This window comes from Cellulosimicrobium cellulans (assembly GCF_016907755.1).
GTDB classification, from domain to species: domain Bacteria; phylum Actinomycetota; class Actinomycetes; order Actinomycetales; family Cellulomonadaceae; genus Cellulosimicrobium; species Cellulosimicrobium cellulans_D.
In genome coordinates this window covers 2,357,606-2,374,313 of record NZ_JAFBCN010000001.1, presented here as the reverse complement: position 1 = coordinate 2,374,313, position 16,708 = coordinate 2,357,606, and the positions used below count along the sequence as shown (strand labels likewise).

Below are 16,708 nucleotides of genomic sequence, written 5' to 3'. Positions count from 1 at the left end.
TCAGGCGTCCGCGCCCTCGGTCGCGGGAGCGTCGGCCGGAGCCTCCTCCTCGACCACGGCGTGCAGCGAGAGCTTGCCGCGCGGGTCGATCTCGCCGATCTCGACCTGGACCTTCTGGCCGATGGACAGCACGTCCTCGACGTTCTCGACGCGCTTGCCACCCACGAGCTTGCGGATCTGGCTGATGTGCAGCAGACCGTCCTTGCCCGGGGAGAGTGAGATGAACGCGCCGAACGACGTCGTCTTGACGACCGTGCCGACGAAGCGCTCGCCGATCTCCGGGACGTGCGGGTTGGCGATCGCGTTGATCGCCGCGCGGGCGGCCTCGGCCGACGGGCCGTCGGTGGCGCCGATGTACACGGTGCCGTCGTCCTCGATGGAGATGTCCGCGCCCGTCTCCTCCTGGATCTGGTTGATCATCTTGCCCTTGGGGCCGATGACCTCGCCGATCTTGTCGACCGGCACCTTCACGGAGATGACGCGCGGGGCGTTCGGGGACATCTCGTCGGGCACGTCGATGGCCTCGGCGAGGACGTCGAGGATCGTCAGGCGCGCGTCGCGCGCCTGGGTCAGCGCGCCGGCGAGCACCGAGGCGGGGATGCCGTCGAGCTTGGTGTCGAGCTGGATGGCCGTGACGAACTCGCGGGTACCGGCGACCTTGAAGTCCATGTCGCCGAACGCGTCCTCGGCACCGAGGATGTCGGTGAGCGCCGCATAGCGGGTCTCACCGTCCACCGTGTCGGAGATGAGGCCCATCGCGATGCCCGCGACGGGGGCGCGCAGCGGCACGCCCGCGTTGAGGAGCGAGAGCGTCGAGGCGCACACGGAGCCCATGGACGTCGAGCCGTTGGAGCCGAGAGCCTCGGACACCTGGCGGATCGCGTACGGGAACTCCTCGCGGCTCGGGAGCACCGGCACGAGGGCACGCTCGGCGAGCGCGCCGTGGCCGATCTCGCGGCGCTTGGGGCTGCCCACGCGGCCGGTCTCGCCGGTCGAGTAGGGCGGGAAGTTGTAGTTGTGCATGTAGCGCTTGCGCGTCTCCGGACCGAGCGAGTCGATCTGCTGCTCCATGCGGAGCATGTTCAGCGTGGTGACGCCCATGATCTGGGTCTCGCCACGCTCGAAGAGCGCGGAGCCGTGCACGCGCGGGAGCACCTCGACCTCGGCCGACAGGGTGCGGATGTCCGCGAGCCCACGGCCGTCGATGCGCACGCCCTCGGTGAGGACGCGCTGGCGCACGAGCTTCTTCTGCAGCGAGCGGTACGCGGCGGAGAGCTCCTTCTCGCGACCGTCGAACCCGGCCTGGAGCTTTCCGACCATCTCGTTCTTGATCTCGTCGAGACGGTTCTCGCGGTCCTGCTTGTCCGCGATGGCGAGCGCGGCGCGCAGGTCGGTGGAGACCTCGGCCTCGACCGCGGCGAACGCGTCGTCCTGGTAGTCCAGGAAGACCGGGTACTCCTTGACCGGCTTCGCGGCCTGGGCCGCGAGCGCCGACTGCGCGTCGCACAGGGCCTTGATGAACGGCTTGGCCGCCTCGATGCCCTCGGCGACGACCTCCTCGGTCGGCGCGCCGACGCCCTCGTCCTTGACGAGGCCCCAGGCACCGTCGGTGGCCTCGGCCTCGATCATCGCGATCGCGACGTCGTCGCCCACGACACGCCCGGCCACGACCATGTCGAAGACCGCGCGCTCCTTGTCGGAGTACTTGGGGAACGCGACCCACTGGCCGTCGACGAGCGCGATGCGCACGGCACCGACCGGGCCGGAGAACGGCAGGCCGGAGATCTGCGTCGACGCCGAGGCGGCGTTGATCGCGAGCGTGTCGTACGCGTCGTCCGGGTGGAGCGCGAGGACCGTGATGACGACCTGGACCTCGTTGCGCAGGCCCTTGACGAACAGCGGGCGCAGCGGGCGGTCGATGAGGCGGCACGCGAGGATCGCGTCCGTCGAGGGGCGGCCCTCGCGGCGGAAGAACGAGCCGGGGATGCGGCCCGCGGCGTACATGCGCTCCTCGACGTCCACCGTCAGCGGGAAGAAGTCGAACTGGTCCTTGGGGTGCTTGCCGGCCGTCGTGGCCGACAGGAGCATGGTCTCGTCGTCGAGGTACGCGGCGACGGAGCCGGCGGCCTGACGGGCGAGGCGCCCGGTCTCGAACCGGACGGTGCGGGTGCCGAAGCGACCGTTGTCGATCGTGGCCTCGGCGAACTGGATCTCGGGACCCTCCACGGGTGCCCTCCCTTTCTCGAAGCGCCGCCCGGGTAGCCCCTGTCGAGGGTTCCGGTCCGCGCCCCGGCGCGCGTGGCGCGGGGGCTCCGGTCGCACTCGACGCTCGGCGGTCTTCGATCGAGGTCCACGGCGGTTCCCGCGCGATCACGTCCGGAGACGAGACCACGGGGGTCCGTGAGCCACTACCGAGGACCGAACGAGAGGCCGGCGGCGCGGTGGGTGGTGTGCGGCTGGGTGGTGCTCAGCCGGGGTGTGACGGGTACATCACACCAGACCAGCCCGGTCCCCGCAGGGACCGGGCTGGCGGTGTCGTGTCAGCGACGCAGACCGAGGCGCTCGATGAGGCTGCGGTAGCGGTTGATGTCGACCTTCTGCAGGTAGCCGAGGAGGCGACGACGCTGGCCGACGAGGAGGAGCAGACCACGACGGCTGTGGTGGTCGTGCTTGTGCTCCTTGAGGTGCTCGGTGAGGTCCTTGATGCGCTGCGTGAGGAGCGCGACCTGGACCTCGGGCGAACCGGTGTCGCCCTCGCTCGTCGCGTACTCGGTCATGATGCGCTGCTTCGTGGCAGTGTCGAGCGGCACGGTTCTCCTTCGGGTTCGTTGCGCGGTGCGCCGGGACGGTTCTCCCGGGGCTCTCTGGATCCGCGGCCGGTCAGACGGCGCATCCATCTTACCAGGTGGACGCGCCGCCTCGTCCCGGTCGCGGTCCGCGCGATCCCCACGTGACCCGGCGTGGCACTCGTGGGCTCGCGGCGGCCGCGCGTCAGGCAGCGCCGTCGTGCCCCGCCGTCCCGTCGCCGCGGAACCTGCCCGCCGCGTCGGGCAGCACGCCGGCGAACCGGAGCAGGTCCGGCAGGGTGAGGACGAGCGACCCGTCCTCGAAGTGCACGCCCTGCGCCGGCGTCCAGTGGTTGCTCGCCCGGACGTACGACGTGTCGTCCTGGCGCAGCAGGTACACGAACGTCTCCGCGAGCACGCGGCTGCCGACCTCGCCGAGGAAGCTCCCGTTGCCCTGGAGCTCCGCCTCCTTGAGGACGTAGTACCACAGCGGCGTGCCGCCGTGGTCGCCGTCCCGCAGCGCCGCGAGCGCCTGCTTCACGTCGTCACCGGCTCGGTCCTCGAGCTGGGCCGGGGTGAGCGGGGTGACGCCGAGCGCCGTGGCGACGGCCTCGCCCGTGGGCAGGGCGAGCATGTAGCCGCGCAGCAGGTTGCGCTGCGCGAGCTGCTTCTGGAGCGCGCTCGCCACGAGCTGGGCCGGCGTGTGCGCGGGCGGCTCGGGCGGCAGGTTCCCCTCCTTGACGAGGTCGCCGAGGCTCGGCGCGAGGAACGTGTCGATCTTCTCCGCGGCCCGGAAGGGCGAGGGGTCGCCCTTGTCCACGAAGCGGGCCCACTCGATCGGCCAGTTGGACGGCAGCGCGGGGTCGCCCGCCGGCCCGGGACGCAGGCTGCCGCCGCTCCCCGTGAACTGGAAGAGCTGGACCAGGCTCGCGTTCCGAGGCGGCGGCCCGGTGAAGTTGACGTTGTAGTCGTACGAGTCCCGGATCATCGAGTGCCCGAACCGGAACGCCGCGACGGCGAACTCGAGGGGCATCGAGACCGGGTAACGGGGCCGGAAGAACGACGTGTCGCGCAGGAGCGTCGCGTCGAGCACGCCCGGCTTCGTGAGCGTGCGCAGGTAGTCGTTCACGACGAGCCACTGGTAGTGCCAGCGCACGAGCTGGCTCGCGCGCTCGAAGACGCCACGCTCCCCGCCCGTGAGCCGCGTCCACGGCTCGAGCTCGTCCACCCAGTCCACGACGGCGTTGTGGAACCGGATCATCGCGAGGTGGAGCTGAGCCACCACGAGATTCTCGTCGTTGCGCCCGTCGGGGACGAGCGGAGCGCCCTGCGCGTCGCGCGGCAGGTCACGCTGCGCGTCGTCGCCGGGCTCGACCAGGGAGAACGACGGCCCTCCCGGGATCACGAGCGGCTCCGTGGAGATGCGTCCGAGGCGGAGCTTCGCGGAGCCCGGGACGAACGAGGCCTCGCTGCGGGTGGTGCGGTAGCCGTGCTCCCCCGCGAACACCGGGCCGCTGCCGTACAACGAGTCGAGGTTGAGCGCGGGGTGCCGCCCGTTGTGGAGCGAACGGACGACGACCCGCGGCGCGAAGACCTGGAACGGGACGGCGTCGACGTCGCCGAGGGCCTGGTCGCCGTCGCGGCCGGACGTCGTGTCCGGGCCGTTCGTGTTGAGCGTGATGTCGTGGTCGATGAACTGGCCCCAGTAGGTGTACACCGCCGGGACGTGGGAGTTGAGGTCCCGTGGTGGCTGCCCGGGCACCGTGACCGGCCGGGCGACCATCGACGCGCCGAGCGCTTTCAGCGCCTCGACCGTGGACGTCGTCGCCCCGTCGCCCACCGGCAGGTGGAAGGCGGGAAAGCTCTCCGCGAGCTCCGGGAACAGGTAGTCGAAGGCGGTCGTCGAGTCGTAGCGGTGGAGCGCGTGGTCCCGGGCGACCGCGGCCTCCGCCGCGGGCAGGAGCGGGGCGTTCGACGCCGCGGGGTCGGCGTCCGCGTCCGTCGCGGCGTCGTCGGGCGCGACGGCCGATCCGTGACCGACGCTCCGGACGGTCCGTCCGATCGGGGTGGACGCCTGGTCGACCGCGTCGGGGGCGACGTCGTCGACCACCGTCTCGGCGATGGTCCCGGCGCCGGGTGGCGCCGCGTGCTGCTGAGCCTCCATGGCTCTGCCTCTCTGTGGGAGGTCGTCGTGCGGCCCGCGCGGCGGGCCACCGTGCGCCCCCGCGGGCGGCGAGCGCTCGCGCAGGGGCGTGTGCGACCGCCCCCTGGACTGCGGCCCGGGGATCACGCGGCCGCGACGGACGCCGTGCACGACGGCGCCGCTCACCCGGAGGGAGGGACCGCGCCCGGACCCGTGACACGTGGTGGCGCGTCCCGTGAGGTCGTACGCCCACGCGCAGGCGGCTACCCCCGCAAGAGGCCGCGGCGACGCGCCTCAGCCACGGCGGCGGTGCGCGAGGGCGCGCCGAGCTTGTCGTAGACGTGCACGAGGTGGGTCTTCACGGTCGCGCGCGAGAGGAACAGCTCGCGCGCGATCTCGTCGTTCGTGCGCCCCTCGGCGACGAGCGAGAGCACCTCCAGCTCGCGCGCGGTGAGCGCCGTGCCCGGGCTGCGCAGGCGCCCGAGCAAGCGCCGCTGGACGGCCGGACCGAGCGCGACCTCGCCCGCCGCCGCGGCGCGCACGGCGGCGACGAGCTCCTGCGTCGGCGCGTCCTTGAGCAGGTAGCCGCGGGCGCCCGCCTCGACGGCCGCGAGGATGTCGGCGTCCGCGTCGTAGGTCGTCACGACGAGCACGGCCGGTCCGTCGGCCGCGACGATCTCGCGGACCGCGTCGACTCCCCCGAGCCGCCCGGGCCCGAACTGGAGGTCGAGCAGCACGACGTCGGCCCGCAGGCCGCCGCGGAGCCTCGCGAGGAGCTCCTCGGCCGAGCCGACCTCGGCGACGACGCGCACGTCCGGCTCCGCCTCGAGGACGGCGCGCAGGCCCGTGCGGACGACCGGGTGGTCGTCCGCGAGCACGACCTCGACGACGGCCGGACCGGTCATCGCTCCTCCTCCGCGTCCTCGGTGGCTGCGAGCGGCACCCAGGCGGCGACCGCGGTGCCCGCGCCGGGCGCGGACTCCACGGACAGCGTGCCCCCGAGGTCGGCGAGCCGCGCGCGCATGGCGACGAGGCCGAACCCGCCCGACGTCCCGCCCGGCGCGTCGTCGGACGGCTCGGGGAGGGCCTCCGGGTCGAAACCGCGGCCGTCGTCGACCACGTCGAGGGCGACCGCGTCCTCCCCCGGCACCGCGCCCGCCAGGAAGCTCAGCGTCACCGCGACGCGCGTCGCGGCCGCGTGCCGCTCGACGTTGGCGAGCGCGGACTGGGCGACGCGCAGCAGGGCGGCCTCGACGTCCGTCGGCAGCGCCACGGGGTCGCCGCTCACCTGCACGACGACGTCCGGCCCGGCACCGGGCGCGCCCCCGACGGGGTCGACCGTCGGACCGGCCGCGGTCCGTGCCGCGGTCCGGCGCAGCGCGTCGACGAGGTTCGACGACGCGAGGTCGACCGGTGCGAGCGCGCGCACGACGCGACGCGCCTCGGCGAGGTTGTGCCGTGCGACCTCGCGCGTCTGCTCGACGTACCCGCGCGCGGTGGGCACGTCGCCGGCATCGAGGGCCGTCTGCGCGGCGCGCAGGAGCAGCTCGGCCGAGGAGAAGCCCTGGGCGAGCGTGTCGTGGATCTCGCGCGCGAGGCGTTCGCGCTCCCCCGCGACGGCGCGCTCGCGCTCCGCCGTGGCGAGCTCGTCGCGCGTGTGGACGAGCTCGTCGAGCGTGCGCTGGCGCTCCTGCGACTCGCGCACGACCGCCTCGAGCGCGAGCACGACGACGACCGCGACGGCGCCGCCGATGGCCGGGCCCAGCACGAACGGCACCGCGAGGTTCGCGGTCCAGGCCCACATGACCCCGACCACGAGGAGCACGACCAGGCCGACCGCGACCGGACCACGGCGCGGGCCGAGCACGTGCATCGCGACGAACATGAGCGGGAACGCGACCCAGACGGCCGTGATCGAGGCCAGGCACAGCGCGACCCACAGCACCACGAGCCCGGCCACCCACGCGCCGGCGGGCCACCACGCGCCGCGGGGCGCTCGGACGTCGGCCGGGAGCGGCACGCGGCGCCGGCCCAGGACGTAGAGCGCGAGCAGCGCGGCACCCACCACGAGAGCGACGACGCCGCGCACCGTGCCGGCGGCGAGCGCCCCGGCGAGCGCGAGCGCGAGCAGGCCGACGAAGAGCACGTCCAGCCCGCGGCGCAGCCAGCGGGTGGCCGCCGGGACGACGCGCGCGTCGTGCCCGACGTGCCCGCCAGGCGCGGCAGCGGGGGTCGAGGGCACGGTCGGGAGCACGCCGACACCCTAGCCACGCCGCCCCGGCCCGGCATCGTCCGAACGGTCGATGCGCGGCTCCACCCCGCGGCGACGCAGGACCGACCGCCGCGACGATCCGGGGCGTGCCGTACCGCGAGACCGTGGACGGGACGTCGGGACGCCCGCGGCGCGCGGACAGATCGCGCTCGCCGCGCCACGGCCCGCCACCTGCACCCCACCGACCCAGGAGGTCCTTCGCGTGTTCCTCGCCCTGCGCGACCTGCGCCACGCCCGCGGGCGCTTCGCGCTCATGATCACGGTCGTCGCGCTCATCACGTTCCTCGTCGCGTTCCTCGCGGCGCTCACCGCCGGGCTCGGCCGCGCGAGCACGTCGGCCGTGACGGATCTGCCCGTCGACCGTCTCGCCTTCGCGCCGCCGGCCGAGGGCGCGTCGCCGACCTTCACCGAGTCCGAGGTCACGTCCGCTCAGCAGGAGGCGTGGGCCGACGTCCCCGGCGTCCAGACCGCAGAGCCGCTCGGCGTCGCGACCGTGCGCGCGTCCGGCGAGACGACGGCCGCCGTCACCGCGTTCGGCGTCCAGCCGGGCTCGGGCCTCGTGCCGGGGAGCGCGGGCGACGGCGCGGACGTCTCGCCCGGCGCCGTCGTGCTCTCCCGCGAGGCCGCCGACGCGCTCGGCGCCGACGTCGGGGACCGCGTGGCCGCGGGCCCGCTCGACCTCCAGGTCACCGCGGTCGCAGACGTCGAGGCGGACTTCGCCCACACACCCGTCGTCTGGGTATCGCTCGACGACTGGCAGGCGGTCGGCGCGCGCGGCGGCGCGGGCGGCGGCGCGGGCGCGGCGCAGGACGCAGCGGCGACCGTCGTCGCGCTCCGGTTCGGTGAGGAGCCGCCGTCGGCGGATGCGCTCGCCGCGGCCGACGCGGAGCTCGGGACCGTCACCGCGACGCCGCGCGAGGCACGCTCGGCGATCTCCTCGTTCACCGCCGAGAACCTCTCGCTGACCCTCATGCAGGTGTTCCTCCTCGCCATCTCCGCGCTCGTCGTCGGCGCGTTCTTCACGGTCTGGACCATCCAGCGCGCCGGAGACGTCGCCGTGCTGCGCGCGCTCGGCGCCTCGACGCGTTACCTCCTGCGGGACGCGATCGGCCAGGCGGGCGTCGTGCTCGGCGTCGGCGTCGGGCTCGGCACGGCGCTCGCCGCCGGGGCGGGACTGCTCGCGGCGCGCGTCATGCCCGTCGTCGTCGACCTCTCGACGACGCTCGTCCCCGCCGTCGTGCTCGTCGCCCTCGGCGGGCTCGGGGCGGTGCTCGCCGTGACGCGCGTCGCACGCGTCGACCCGCACGCCGCGCTCGCCGCGCGCTGACCGGCCCACCCCGGGCTGCACTCCGTCCCGTCCCGCACCCAGGCACCCGCCCAGACGTCCGCCCCCGACAACCAGGAGCTCCCGTGGACCTCACGCTCGACCGCATCCGCCTCGCCTACCCCGACGGCGACGGCGTCCTCGTCGCCGTGGACGACGTCACGCTCACCGTGCCGTCCGGCACGACCACGGCGCTGCTCGGCCCCTCGGGCGCGGGCAAGTCCAGCCTGCTGGCCGTCGCCGCCACCCTCACGCCGCCGACGTCCGGCGTCGTACGGGTCGGGAAGGACGTCGTCAGCGCGCCGCTCGACGGACCGGGGGACCCGCGGAGCACTCCGGGAACCGGCCGTGGGTCCCGTCGTCGGGCGCGGCGCGCCGCGGACCGCGCGGCGGCCCTGCGCCGCGAGCGCATCGGGATCGTGTTCCAGCAGCCGCAGCTCGTGGCGTCGCTCACCGTGCTGGAGCAGCTCGAGCTCATGAGCCACCTGCGGGGCCGGCCCGCGGCGTCGCGCCGCGCGCACGCGCTCGCCCTGCTCGACGCGGTGGGCGTCGCCGACCGGGCGGACCGCCGCCCGGAGCACCTCTCGGGCGGTCAGCGCCAGCGGGTGGCGATCGCGCGGGCGCTCATGAACGACCCGCAGGTGCTCCTCGTCGACGAGCCCACCTCGGCGCTCGACCACGAGCGCGGCGTGCAGGTCGTGGAGCTCGTCGTGCGGCTCGCGCGCGAGCTCGACGCCGCGACGCTGCTCGTCACGCACGACGAGGCGACCCTCGACCCGGTCGACGCGCGCGTGCACCTGGCGGACGGCCGGGTCGTCGAGGCGCCGGTCGTCGCCTGACGACCCGCCCGGCGGCGCAGGTCGAGGTCAGCGCGCCGCGCGCACGTGCGTCGCGACCGCGAGCGCCAGCACCGCCGCGACCGCCTGGGCGACGACCGCGCCCCAGCCGGGGACACCCACGAGGAGAGCCACCCCGAGGGGCACGGCGCCGAGGACCGCGACGTCCGGCCCCTTGCGCAGCACCGCGGCGGCGCCCGTGGGCACCCCTCCCGCGGGTGTCGCGAGCAGCGGGCCGCCCCAGTTCGGCGGTTCGCGGTAGGCGCTCCGCACGGCGGCGGCGCCCTGGACCACCGCCGTGAGCGCGCCGAGCGCGACCCAGCGCAGGTCCCCCGTCGCGACCACCAGCGGAACCGACCCCGCGAGGAGGCACACGGCGGCCGTGAGGACGGGGACGAGGGTGCGCGCGAGCCGGGTCCAGCGCGCGGCGAGCGGCACGAGGGCGTCGACGACGGGCGCCATCTCCGCGGTACGCGCACCCTCGGCGCCGAGCACGGCCGCCCCGAGGCCCGCCACGACCAGCACCGCGAAGAGGCTGAACCCCGAGCCGAGTCCGGGGACCTGCTGGGCGACGACCGTCAGCGCGCCGAGACCGACAAGCTGCGCGAGGGCGGACGGGCTGCGGCCGAGGAGCACGAGGTCGGCCGCCACCACCGCGGCGAAGGCGCCGCGCACGGCGGCGAACCGGTGCGGGCGCCGGACACGTACGCGGGCCGCCCCGGCACGACGCAGGGCGCGGCCGAGGTCACGGGTGTCGAACGAGAGCACGGCTCCGCCCACCTGGTCCGCGACCGAGCTCTGCGCGCGCAGGACGGTCGCGCCGAGCGACTCCAGACCGCGCCACCAGCGCAGCACGAGCACGGCCCCGGCGGCGAGGAGGCCGAGCGCGACGACGGGCGGTGCGGCGAGCGCAGGCAGCCCCGGGCGTCCCGCGACGACGAGCACGAGGCCCGCGACCGGGACGGCCGCGACGGCGACGTCGCTCGCCCGGGCCAGGGCGCCTGCCGCGCGCGCGGACGGCTGGACGAGGCCGGCGACGGACACGAGCAGGAGCCCGAGCGCACCACCCGTCAGCGCCGCGCGGAGCGCGGGACCGGCGTCGAGCCCGGCGGCGACCGACACGGCGAGCGTCCCGACGGAGCCCAGCACGCCGCCCAGGAGCACCGCCCGGACGAACGACGGCGACACGAGCCCGCGCCGGTCCGCCGGGGTGGGCACCCACCAGCGCACGCCCCCGCTGCCCGCGCCCACGGGGCCGAGGCGCACGGCCGTGCCGGTGAGGAGCGCGAGCAGCGCGGCGGTCCCGAGCGTCTGGATCGCGCCCGGCCCGAGCACCGCCGTCCCGGTCGACGAGCCGGGATCGAGCGTCGAACGCAGCATCGAGGCGAGCCCGATCACCCAGCCGGTCGCGAGCGCGACCGACACCACCGCGTAGGCGACGTCGACGACGATCTCCCCCGGGCCCGCGTCCGCACGCGCCGCCGCGGCGCGCGCCGTGAGGCGGCGCAGCTCGCGTCCGCTGAGCAGCTCGTCGGGATCCGTGCGCAGGGCGCGGGCCGGGCCGACGGCACCCGGGCCCACGGGGTGCGTCTCCCTAGGAGGTCCGGCGGGGTGCGCGTCCACCACCGTCAGCGCACCGCCAGGAGCGCGTCGTGGGTGTCCGCCGGGTCGAGCGCGACGCACGCGTCGTCGCCGACCAGGAGGCCGCGCGCGCCGGTCCGCGCGACGAGGTCGGGGTCGTGCGTAGCGAGGACGACCGCGACGCCGCTGCGCGCGTCGTCCACGAGCAGGCCCGCGAGCCGCTCGCGCATCCCGGGGTCGAGGCGCTGCTCGGGCTCGTCGAGCACCAGCAGCTCGCGCGGCCGGACGAGGCCCGACGCGAGGAGGAAGCGGCGCCGCTGGCCCGACGAGAGCGCCGTCGGCAACGACGCCGCCTGCTCCACGATCCCGAACCGGTCCAGGAGCGCGTCCACGGCCGCCCCCGCGCCGACCACGCCGTGCCCGCGCGCGACGAGGACGAGGTGCTCGCGCACCGTGAGCGCGGGGAAGAACGCGTCGTCGTCGAGCACGCCCGCGACGCGCGCGCGGAAGCCTCGCTCGCGCTCGTCGACCGCGCGGCCGAACGCCCGCACCGCGCCGCCGAGCGGGGGCTGCAGGCCGAGCACCGTGCGCAGGAGCGTCGACTTCCCGCTGCCGTTCGCGCCGATGACGACGACCAGCTCGCCGGGGAGCACGGTGAGGTCGACCGGCGCGCACACGGCGACGTCGGCGTAGCCGACACGGAGCGCGCGCGCCTCGAGCACGGGAGCAGGTGCCGGTGCCGGTGCCGCCACGGTCAGGACCCCGGCGTCGTCGCGACCGGCTCTCCGTCCACGCCGTCGAGGATCTCGCGGGCGCGGGCGACGTCGTCGTGCATCTGCGCGACGAGCGGCTCGATGCCGTCGAAGCGCAGCGTCGGGCGCAGCCGCTCGACCAGCTCGAGGACCACGTCCTCGTCGTACAGGTCGAGGTCGGCGCGGTCGAGGACGTACGCCTCGACGCGCCGCTCGAGGCCGTCGAACGTCGGGTTGGTGCCGATCGAGATCGCGGCCGGGAGCCGGACGTCGGCGTGCTCGGGGTCGGCGCCCGCGAGCTGCGGCCGCTCCAGCCACCCCGCGTACACGCCGTCGGCCGGGACCATGCCGCTGATGGCGCCGAGGTTCGCCGTCGGGAAGCCGAGCTCACGACCCCGGGCGTCGCCGTGCACGACCGTGCCCCGCACGCGGTGCGACCGGCCGAGGATGCGGGCCGCCTCGCGCACGTCGCCGGCCGCGAGCAGCGCCCGGACGCCCGTGGAGGACCAGCGCACCTGGGAGTCGCCCGGCGTGGTCTCGTCCGTGACGGGCACGCCCTGGTGCTGCCCGACGTCGTCGATCGCCACGACCTCGAAGCCGAACCGCGACCCGAGCTCGACCATGGTCTGGATCGTCCCCGCGTTGTCGCGGCCGAAGCGCACGTCGTGCCCCACGACGACCGTCCCGACCCGGAGCCCGTCGACGAGGTACGTGCGCACGAACTCCTCCGGGGTCTGGCGGGCGAACTCGAGCGTGTACTCCACGAGCAGGACCGCGTCCAGGCCCGCCGCCGCGAGCAGCTCGACCCGGTCGGCGATGCCCGTGATGAGCTCCGGTGCGCTCTCGGGGCGGTGCACGACCGCCGGGTGCGGGTGGAACGTCACGGCGACCGCCCGCGCGTCGCGCGAGCGAGCGAGGTCGACGATCCGCCCGAGCACCTGGGCGTGGCCGCGGTGGACGCCGTCGAAGTTGCCGATCGTCACGACCGACGGGCCGAAACCCGGGGGAACCTGGCTCAGGTCCGTCCACAGGTGCACGCGAGAACTCCTCCGGTGAGGGGGATGGGTCGAGCGCGCCGGCAGGGAGTCGTCGGCGCCGCTGGACAAGACTGCCACGCCCCGGCCCCGACGCCGAACCGAGGGCGTCAGGCGGGCGCCAGGACGAGCACCGGCCTCGCGAGGTCGGCGCCGCCGCGGCGCGTGTCCTCGACCAGGGCGACGAGCTCGCCGTCCGGGGAGATCGCCGCCGTCGTGCCCGGCGTCCCCGTCCCGGGGATCCACTGCCCGTACGACAGAGCCGTGGCCTCCTGCGCCGTGAGGTCGCGCACCGGGAACGTCGCGCGTGCGGCCTCGACGAGCGGCAGCGTCGCGAGCACGCCGTCGCGGTCGGCCTGCGCCTCGAGCTCTTCGAGCGTCGAGGCGACGTCGAGCCCGTACCCGCCGACGCGCGTGCGCCGCAGTGCCGTGAGGTGCCCGCCCACGCCGAGCGCCGTGCCGAGGTCGCGCGCGAGCGCCCGCACGTACGTGCCCGACGACACGGTCACGGCGACGTCCACGTCGAGCGCGGGGGGCGCGCCGGCGGGGAGTCCCGAAGACTCCCCGGGGACCGCCGGGCGCACGTCGAGGACCTCGAAGCGGGAGACGACGACGGGGCGCGCCGCGAGCGCGACGTCCTCGCCCGCGCGGGCGCGGGCGTAGGCGCGCTTCCCGTCGACCTTGATCGCGCTCACCGTGCTCGGCACCTGGAGGATCTCGCCCGTGAGGTCGGCGATCGCGCGGTCGAGGTCGGCGCGCCCGACACCGGACGCGTCCGCGGACGCGACGACCTCGCCCTCGGCGTCGTCGGTCGTCGTGGTCGCGCCGAGCCGGATCGTCGCGTCGTAGTCCTTGTCCGCGCCGACGACGTACGTGAGGAGCTTCGTCGCCCGGCCGACCCCGAGCACGAGCACGCCCGTCGCCATGGGGTCGAGGGTTCCGGCGTGGCCGACCTTGCGCGTACCGGCGAGCCGGCGTCCGCGACCCACGACGTCGTGGCTCGTCCAGCCGCCCGGCTTGTCGACGACGACCAGGCCGTCGGGCGCCGTCGGGCGGCGGGGCGCCTGGTCGCGCGAGCGCTCGGTGCGTGCGGCGGTCATCGGGTCCCCTCCGTCGCCGCGCGGGCGGGGAGGTCCGTCGGGTCGACCGTGCACCGGACGAGCACCGCGAGCGCCGGGTCGTCGTCGGCGTGGGACGGGGCCTCGACGGCGAACAGCGTGTTGAGCAGCATCCCGCGCGCCACGAAGTCGCGCGCCTCCTCGTCGCTCGCCCCGGCGCGCGTGCGGTAGAGGTCGAACGCCTGCGCCAGCACCGCGCGCGCCCGGGTGCCGAGCACCGGGTCGGCACCGAGCACGAACCCGTGCATGAGGACGCGGAGCTGGTCCGGGTCGGCGATGAGCCGCGTGTACGCGTCGCCCATGGCGGCCTTGGCGTCCGGGCCGGGCGGGACGGCCTCGAACCGCGCGACGATCTCGCCCGCGACGCGGTCGAACACCTCGCGGAACAGCTCCTCCTTGGTCCCGAAGAGCCGCACCACGTAGGGCTGGGACACGTTCGCGGCCCGCGCGACCTGGTCCGTGCTGGTGCCCGCGTAGCCGCCCTCGGCGAACACCGCGGTGGCGGCGTCGAGGATCTGCTCGCGGCGCTCGTCGCGCGTCATGCGCCGGGCCGGTCCGTCGGAACTCATGGTTGACAGGTTATCAGTCGATTACTAGCGTCACCTAGGTAGTAATCAATCAATGCTTACTCCCGCCTCGGAGGCACGACCATGACACTCCCCTCGACCGAACCGTCGACCACCGCGTCGACCGACGCGCTGCTCGACGACCTGCCCGACGACGCGCCCCCCGCGCGCACGACCGTCGCGGACGCGCCGGAGCGCCGGCCACCCACCGCACGGGCGCCCCGCCCCTCCCCGGAGCCCACGGCGCGGCGTGCGCGCCCCGTCGCCCTCGCGCTCGTCGCGGCGTCGCTGCCCATGTTCATGGCGACGCTCGACAACCTCGTCGTCACCGGCGCGCTCCCCGTGATCTCGGAGGCGCTCCGGCCGACCGTCGAACAGCTCCAGTGGTTCGTCAACGCCTACACGTTGGCGTTCGCGACGCTCATGCTGCCCGCGGCCGCGCTCGGCGACCGCCTCGGTCGCCGCCGGGTGTTCGTCGGCGGGATCGCGCTCTTCACGCTCGCGTCGGCGGCCGCAGCCCTCGCGGACACCCCCGGCGCGCTCGTCGCGGCCCGGGCCGTCCAGGGCGCCGGCGCCGCGGCGATCTTCCCGTTGTCGCTCACGCTGCTCGTCGGCGCGGTCCCGGCTGCCCGGCGCGCGCTCGCGATCGGCGTCTGGGGCGGCGTCTCCGGCCTCGGCATCGCGCTCGGCCCGCTCGTCGGCGGCGCCGTCGTCGAGGGCCTGAGCTGGCAGGCGATCTTCTGGCTCAACGTCCCGGTCGCCGTCGTCGCCGTGCCGCTCGTCCTCGCGGCGCTGCGCGAGTCGTTCGGGCGCCGGCAGCCGTTCGACGTCCCGGGGCTGCTCCTCGCGGGCGGAGGCGTCCTGCTCGCCGTGTGGGGCATCGTCGACGCCGAGCGGCGCGGGTGGGGGTCGGCGGCGACGATCGCGACCCTCGCCGCGGCGACCGCCCTGCTGGTCCTCTTCGTCGTCCGGGAGGCCCGCACCGCGCACCCGCTCGTCCCGCTCCGCCTGTTCCGCTCGCGGAGCTTCAGCGCGGCCAACGTCGCGAGCCTCGCGTTCGCCGTCGGGATGTTCGGCGCGGTCTTCCTGCTCACGCAGTTCCTCCAGGTCGGCCAGGGCTACTCCCCCCTCGAGGCGGGCGTCCGGACCCTGCCGTGGACGGCCGCGCCCATGGTCGTCGCGCCCCTCGCCGGTGCGCTCGCGTCCCGGGTCGGCGTTCGTCCCCTCGTCGTCACCGGCCTCGCCCTCCAGACCGTCGCGCTCGGCTGGATGGCGTACCTCGTGGACGCGGACCCGACCGTCTACGGCGCGCTCGTGCCGGCGTTCGTGCTCGCCGGCGTCGGCATGGGTCTCACCTTCGCGCCCGTCGCGACGGCGGTGCTCGCCGGGGTCGCGGACGCCGACCACGCGACGGCGAGCAGCGTCAACGCGACGCTGCGGGAGATCGGCGTCGCGCTCGGGGTCGCGGTGCTGACCGCCGTCTTCCTCGCCGCGGGCGGGGCGCTGACACCGGCCGCCTTCGCGACCGGGCTGGTACCGGCCCTCGCCGTCGGAGCCGCCGTGCTCGCGCTCGCCACCGCGGCCGCGCTCTTCCTCCCCCGGGGGACGGGCCGCTGACCACACCCGCCGGGCGACCTCCGTCTCCCGGTGCGCCCGTGGGAACGGCCGAAGGGCCGGTGGCGGCACGCGTCGCGTGTCGCCACCGGCCCTCGGCGCGGTGCGGGTCGGAGGTCAGCGCTCGGCCGACTCCCCCTCCTCCTCGGCCGTGCGATACGGGTCCGCGTCCCCGGCGAAGGCCTTGCCCTCGCGCAGGGCCGCGAGCTCGGCGTCGCGACGACGCGCCTCGACGAGCGCGGCGTCGAGGTGCGCCGCCGTCTCGGGGACGGAGTCGAGGTGGAACTCGATCGTCGGCGTCAGGCGGATCCCCGTCTGCTTGCCGACCTCGGACCGGATGAGGCCCTTCGCGCTCTCCAGCGCAGCGGCCGTCCCGGCCCGCTCCTCGTCCGTGCCGTACACCGTGTAGAACACGGACGCGTTCTGCAGGTCACCGGTGACGCGGACGTCCGTCACCGTGACGAACCCGAGGCGCGGGTCCTTGATCCGCGTGTCGAGCATCTGCGCGACGATCTCCTTGATGCGGTCGGCGAGCTTCCTCGCCCGAGGGTGGTCGACCATGGCTTCTTCCTTTCGTGCCGAGCGTTCCGGCTACGGTCCCGACGACCGTACGCCGAACGGTCCCCGTCGGCCGGGCGGGACGGGAGACGAACGCCCGGGGGCGGCCACGAACCGTGACCGC

14 protein-coding genes are annotated in these 16,708 nt (G+C 75.5%); 3 read left to right on the top strand and 11 right to left on the bottom strand.

What is annotated here, in order from left to right; all coding sequences use genetic code 11:
* The 5 genes from JOE63_RS10200 to JOE63_RS10180 form a co-directional block, all read right to left on the bottom strand.
* Window positions 1–2,226: a polyribonucleotide nucleotidyltransferase gene (locus JOE63_RS10200; RefSeq protein WP_053371618.1), complete on the bottom strand. Its 2,226-nt coding sequence runs from the start codon at window positions 2,224–2,226 to the stop codon at window positions 1–3.
* Window positions 2,227–2,540: 314 nt separating this feature from the next.
* Window positions 2,541–2,810 carry a 30S ribosomal protein S15 gene (gene rpsO, locus JOE63_RS10195; RefSeq protein ID WP_021479897.1) on the bottom strand — a complete coding sequence of 90 codons (270 nt, stop codon included), beginning with the start codon at window positions 2,808–2,810 and terminating at the stop codon, window positions 2,541–2,543.
* A gap of 181 nt (window positions 2,811–2,991) precedes the next feature.
* On the bottom strand, window positions 2,992–4,950 hold the full coding sequence (locus tag JOE63_RS10190) for a peroxidase family protein (RefSeq protein ID WP_204541110.1): 1,959 nt from the start codon (window positions 4,948–4,950) through the stop codon (window positions 2,992–2,994).
* Between the two features lie 242 nt (window positions 4,951–5,192).
* Window positions 5,193–5,834 (bottom strand): response regulator transcription factor, encoded by a 642-nt coding sequence (locus tag JOE63_RS10185; protein WP_087471759.1) that lies wholly within the window; start codon window positions 5,832–5,834, stop codon window positions 5,193–5,195.
* Window positions 5,831–7,183 (bottom strand): sensor histidine kinase, encoded by a 1,353-nt coding sequence (locus tag JOE63_RS10180; RefSeq protein WP_307840024.1) that lies wholly within the window; start codon window positions 7,181–7,183, stop codon window positions 5,831–5,833. Before JOE63_RS10180 ends, JOE63_RS10185 begins: the two co-directional genes overlap by 4 nt.
* A 220-nt stretch (window positions 7,184–7,403) precedes the next feature.
* Here JOE63_RS10180 and JOE63_RS10175 point away from each other — a divergent pair, with 220 nt between their 5' ends.
* Together JOE63_RS10175 and JOE63_RS10170 are read left to right on the top strand one after the other, a co-directional pair.
* Window positions 7,404–8,528, top strand: a complete 1,125-nt coding sequence (locus tag JOE63_RS10175; protein ID WP_204541107.1) for an ABC transporter permease — start codon at window positions 7,404–7,406, stop codon at window positions 8,526–8,528.
* 83 nt (window positions 8,529–8,611) lie between these two features.
* On the top strand, window positions 8,612–9,364 hold the full coding sequence (locus JOE63_RS10170; protein ID WP_087471757.1) for an ABC transporter ATP-binding protein: 753 nt from the start codon (window positions 8,612–8,614) through the stop codon (window positions 9,362–9,364).
* A gap of 27 nt (window positions 9,365–9,391) precedes the next feature.
* Here JOE63_RS10170 and JOE63_RS10165 read toward each other — a convergent pair whose 3' ends face one another.
* From JOE63_RS10165 to JOE63_RS10145, 5 genes are all read right to left on the bottom strand, one after another.
* Entirely contained in the window at window positions 9,392–10,942 is a 1,551-nt protein-coding gene (locus tag JOE63_RS10165; RefSeq protein WP_204541104.1) for a DUF6297 family protein, read from the bottom strand.
* 47 nt (window positions 10,943–10,989) lie between these two features.
* On the bottom strand, window positions 10,990–11,694 hold the full coding sequence (locus tag JOE63_RS10160; RefSeq protein WP_087471755.1) for an ABC transporter ATP-binding protein: 705 nt from the start codon (window positions 11,692–11,694) through the stop codon (window positions 10,990–10,992).
* A gap of 2 nt (window positions 11,695–11,696) precedes the next feature.
* Complete coding sequence (locus tag JOE63_RS10155) at window positions 11,697–12,731, bottom strand: bifunctional riboflavin kinase/FAD synthetase (RefSeq protein ID WP_087471754.1); 1,035 nt, start codon at window positions 12,729–12,731, stop codon at window positions 11,697–11,699.
* 107 nt (window positions 12,732–12,838) lie between these two features.
* Window positions 12,839–13,828, bottom strand: coding sequence for a tRNA pseudouridine(55) synthase TruB (gene truB, locus JOE63_RS10150; protein WP_204541101.1), 990 nt, complete (start codon window positions 13,826–13,828; stop codon window positions 12,839–12,841).
* Complete coding sequence (locus JOE63_RS10145) at window positions 13,825–14,415, bottom strand: TetR/AcrR family transcriptional regulator (RefSeq protein WP_239576679.1); 591 nt, start codon at window positions 14,413–14,415, stop codon at window positions 13,825–13,827. Before JOE63_RS10145 ends, truB begins: the two co-directional genes overlap by 4 nt.
* 81 nt (window positions 14,416–14,496) lie before the next feature.
* Here JOE63_RS10145 and JOE63_RS10140 point away from each other — a divergent pair, with 81 nt between their 5' ends.
* Window positions 14,497–16,029 (top strand): MFS transporter, encoded by a 1,533-nt coding sequence (locus JOE63_RS10140; RefSeq protein WP_087471752.1) that lies wholly within the window; start codon window positions 14,497–14,499, stop codon window positions 16,027–16,029.
* A 114-nt stretch (window positions 16,030–16,143) separates the two neighbouring features.
* On the opposite strand, the gene rbfA is transcribed toward JOE63_RS10140, so the two are convergent.
* Window positions 16,144–16,587, bottom strand: a complete 444-nt coding sequence (rbfA, locus tag JOE63_RS10135; protein ID WP_047232669.1) for a 30S ribosome-binding factor RbfA — start codon at window positions 16,585–16,587, stop codon at window positions 16,144–16,146.
* Window positions 16,588–16,708: the final 121 nt, after the last annotated feature.